This is a genomic window from Kitasatospora sp. NPDC050463 (assembly GCF_040655255.1).
In the GTDB taxonomy this organism is placed as follows: Bacteria; Actinomycetota; Actinomycetes; order Streptomycetales; family Streptomycetaceae; genus Kitasatospora.
This window is the reverse complement of record NZ_JBFAJO010000175.1, coordinates 1-4,561: the sequence shown is the minus strand read 5'-3', so window position 1 is coordinate 4,561 and position 4,561 is coordinate 1. Positions and strand designations below refer to the sequence as shown.

1 protein-coding gene is annotated in these 4,561 nt (G+C 71.7%); it reads left to right on the top strand.

All coding sequences use genetic code 11. The features are described 5' to 3' along the window. A partial coding sequence (locus AB0J08_RS41010) for an amino acid adenylation domain-containing protein (protein WP_360645125.1) occupies nt 1–4,561 on the top strand: 4,561 nt, incomplete at both ends.

Below are 4,561 nucleotides of genomic sequence, written 5' to 3'. Positions count from 1 at the left end.
CCCTGATCACCGCCGTCCAGCCCTTCGCCCTCATCAGCGAGGACGACCGCACCGCCCTCCCCGCCGACGTCGTCGACGCCTACCCGCTCTCCCAGATCCAGACCGGCATGCTCGTCGAGCTGCTCGCGGCGCAGGGCGGCAACACGTACCACAACCTGAACTCCTTCCTCGTCCCCGACGAAGTCCCGTTCGACGCCGAGGCCTTCCGCCACGCCGTCGACACGGTGGTCGCCCGGCACGACATCCTGCGCACCTCGATGCACCTGGACGGCTACAGCCAGCCCCTCCAGCTCGTCCACGCCACCGCCGAGGTCCCGGTCACCACACACGACCTGCGCGGCCTGACCGAGACCGAGGTGGCGGCGCGCCAGCAGGAGTTCATGACCTCCGAGCGCGCTCTGGGCTTCGAGCTGACCGCTGCGCCGCTGCTGCGCATCGCCGTCCACCTGGAGTCCGACCGGGCCTGGCGCCTGACGTTCAGTCACATCCACGCCGTCACCGAGGGGTGGAGCTACCACACCCTGGTGATGGAGATCCTCGCCTGCTACCGCAGCCTGCGGAACGACGAGGAGCCGGCCGCCTACGAGCAGCCGTCCGTCCGCTACGCCGACTTCATCGCCGCCGAGCAGGACGCCCTCGCCGACCCGCAGACCCAGGGCTTCTGGCAGCAACTCGTGGACGAGCACAGCCCGCTGGTCCTGCCGGCCCCCTTCGGGGCCCCGAACGCCACCGTCGAGCAGCTGCACGCCGGGGTGCCCTACACCGACATCGAGGACGGCCTGCGCGGCCTCGCCACCCAGGCGAAGACGTCACTGAAGAGCGTGCTGCTGGCCGCGCACCTCAAGGTGATGGGCAGCCTCACCTCGGAGACCGCTTTCCACACCGGCGTGGTCTACCACGGCCGCCTGGAGGCCCCGGGCGCCGACCGCGTGCTCGGCATGCACCTCAACACCCTGCCGTTCCCGGCGAGTCGGGGCGCCCGCACCTGGCGCGAGCTGGTCGAGCGGACCTACACCACCGAGACCGCGATCTGGTCCCACCGCCGCTACCCGCTGCCCGCCGTCCAGCGCGCCGCCGGCGGCTCCGGCGACCTGGTCTCCGTCCTCTTCGAGTACCTGGACTTCCACGTCGTCGACGAGACCTCCGTCGACGTCGACGGATCGATGGGCGACGGCGCCAACGAGTTCGCCCTCAACGTGATCGTGCGTGGCGGCCGGGTCAACCTCGACAGCAAGAGCACCGCGATCAGCCGGGCGAACCTGAACTCCCTGGCCGAGCGCTACCGGCTGGTGCTGGAGGCGATGGCCGCCGACCCGAACGGTGACGCGACCGCCGCCTACCTGCCCGAGGCCGAGCGTGCCCAGCTCACGGCCTGGGCCGCGGGTGACTCCGTGCAGTGGCCGACCGGCACCACCCTCGACCTGTTCGAGGCGCAGGCCCAGGCCACCGCCGACGCCGTCGCCGTGGTCGCGGGCGACGTCCGCCTCACCTACCGCGAGGTGGACGAGCGGGCCAACCGCATCGCCCACCACCTCATCGGCCTCGGCGCCGCCCCCGACGTCCTCGTCGGCGTGTGCCTGGAGCGCGGCGTCGACCTGGTGCCCACCCTCCTCGGTGTCTGGAAGGCCGGCGCGGCCTACCTGCCGCTGGACCCGTCCTGGCCGGCCGAGCGCCTCGCCTACGTCCTGGCCGACACCGCCACCCCCGCCATCGTCACCTCGACCGCCCTGGCCGCCACCGTCGGCGCCCAGTACGACGGCACCCTCGTCGTCATCGAGCGTGAGCAGGCGACCATCGACCGGCACCCCGCCACCGCGCCGCAGCGTGCCCTGGACGGGCAGAACCTCGCCTACGCGATCTACACCTCCGGCTCCACCGGCCGCCCCAAGGGCGTCCTCGCCCACCACCACGGCCTGGTCAACTACCTGAACCACACCGCCGACATCTACGCCGGCGCCGGCACCGGCGGCGCACCCCTGTTCTCCTCCATCGCGTTCGACCTCGGCATCCCCAACCTGTTCACCCCCCTGATCACCGGCCGGCACGTCACCCTGCTGCCCGACGACCTCGACACCGCCGACCTCGGCACCGCCCTCGCGCGTACCGGTCCCCACGCCTTCGTCAAGCTCACCCCGGGGCACCTGGACCTGCTCACCCACCAGCTCACCCCCGCCCAGGCCCACGACCTCGCCGGCATCGTCATCGCCGCCGGCGACAACTTCCCCCTCACCCTCGCCCAGCGCTGGCAGGACCTCGCCGGCCCGGGCGGGACGCGGGTCGCCACCGAGTACGGGCCGACCGAGATCACCATCGGCAACTCCGGTTGCCCCGTCGACACCACCCTCGCGCTCGAAGCCGTCCCGCTCGGCGCACCCTTCCCCAACACCGGCATGTACGTCCTCACCGACGACCTCACCCCCGCCCCCGTCGGCGTCCCCGGCGAGGTCTACATCGACGGCGACGGCCTCACCCGCGGCTACCACGGGCGGGCCGACCTGACCGCCGAGAAGTACCTGCCCAACCCGTACGGCCCCGCCGGCTCCCGTCTCTACCGCACCGGCGACCTCGCCCGCTTCCTGCCCGACGGCACCCTGGAGACCCTCGGCCGCATCGACAACCAGGTCAAGATCCGCGGCTACCGCATCGAACTCGGCGAGATCGAGGCCGCGCTAACCGAGCTGCCCGAGGTCCGTCAGAGCGTGGTCACCGTCCGCGAGGGCAACGGCGGCGAGAAGATGCTGGTCGCGTACGTCGTGCCCACCGCCGACGCCGTGATCGACACCGCGGCGCTGCGCGCCCACCTCGGTGTCCTGCTGCCCGAGTACATGGTCCCGGCCGCCTACCTCGGTATCGACACCCTCCCGCTCACCGCGAACGGCAAGGTCGACACCCGCGCCCTGCCCGCGCCCGACCTGGACGCCTTCGGCACGAGCGGCTACACCGCGCCGCGTACCCCGCTGGAGGAGCGCCTGGCCGCCATCTGGGCCGAGGTCCTGGGTCTGCCGCAGGTGGGTGTCGAGGACAGCTTCTTCGACCTCGGCGGCGACTCCATCCGCGCCGTCCGCCTCGTCGGCGCGCTCCGCGCCGCCGGCTACGACGTCTCCATCCGTGACGTCTTCCAGCAGCGCACCATCGCCGCCCTGGTCACCGCCCTGCCCGGCACCGGCACCGGCGAGTCACTGATCACCGCCGTCCAGCCCTTCGCCCAGATCGGCGAGGACGACCGCAACGCCCTCCCGGCCGACGTCGTCGACGCCTACCCGCTCTCCCAGATCCAGACCGGCATGCTCGTCGAGATGCTCGCGGCCGAGTCGCGGGACGTCTACCAGAACATCAACTCCTTCCGTCTGCCGGACTCGACGCCGTTCGACGCCGAGGCCTTCCGCCGCGCCGCCGACATCGTGGTGGCCCGGCACGACATCCTGCGCACCTCGATGCACCTGGAGGGCTACAGCCAGCCCCTCCAGCTCGTCCACGCAGAGGTCGAGATCCCGGTCGCGATCCACGACGTGCGCGGCCTGGCCGAGGCCGAGGTGACGGCGCTCACGCTCGCCTACGTCGAGCAGGAGCACCGGAACGGCTTCGAGCTGACCACCGCCCCGCTGCTGCGCATCTCGGTGCACGTCGAGTCCGACGATGCCTGGCGTCTGACGTTCAGTCACATCCACGCCATCACCGAGGGGTGGAGCTACCACACCCTCCTGATGGAGCTGCTCGCCTGCTACCGCAGCCTGCGGGACGGCCGGGAGCCGGCAGCCTACGAGGTGCCGTCCGTCCGTTACGCGGACTACATCGCCGCCGAGCAGGACGCCCTCGCCGACCCGGCGACCCAGGAGTTCTGGCAGGAGATCGTCGCCACCCACAGTCCGCTGGGGCTGCCGGACGGCTTCGCCGAGTCCGACCCGGACGCCGCCGCCGTGGACCGCAACCACGTCCACGTTCCGTTCGCGGACCTGGAGGACGGCCTGCGCAAGCTGGCCGCCGAGGCGAAGAGCTCGATCAAGAACGTGCTGCTCGCCGCGCACCTCAGGGTGATGTCCTCGCTCACCGCGGACGAGGCTTTCCACACCGGCGTGGTCTACCACGGCCGGCTAGAGGCCCCGGGCGCCGACCGGGTGCTGGGCATGCACCTCAACACCCTGCCGTTCCCCACCACCCGGGGCTCGAAGACCTGGCGTGAACTGGTCCAGCGGACCCATGCGACGGAGACGGCCATCTGGTCCCACCGCCGCTACCCCCTGCCCGCCATCCAGCGCGCCGCCGGCGGCAACCGCGATCTGCTGAACGTCCTCTTCGAGTACCTCGACTTCCACCTCGTCGACAAGGCTTCGGTCGACGTCGAGGGCACGATGGTCGACGGCACGACCGAGTTCGGCTTCAGCATCATCACGGTCGGCGGCAAGCTCGACCTCGCGGGTGCGACCAGTGTGATCAGCCTGGCGAACCTGGAGCGCCTGGGCGCCATGTACCGGCTGGTGCTGGAGGCGATGGCCGCCGACCCGGACGGGGACGCGACCGCCGCCTACCTGCCCGAGGCCGAGCGCGCCCAGCTCACGGCCTG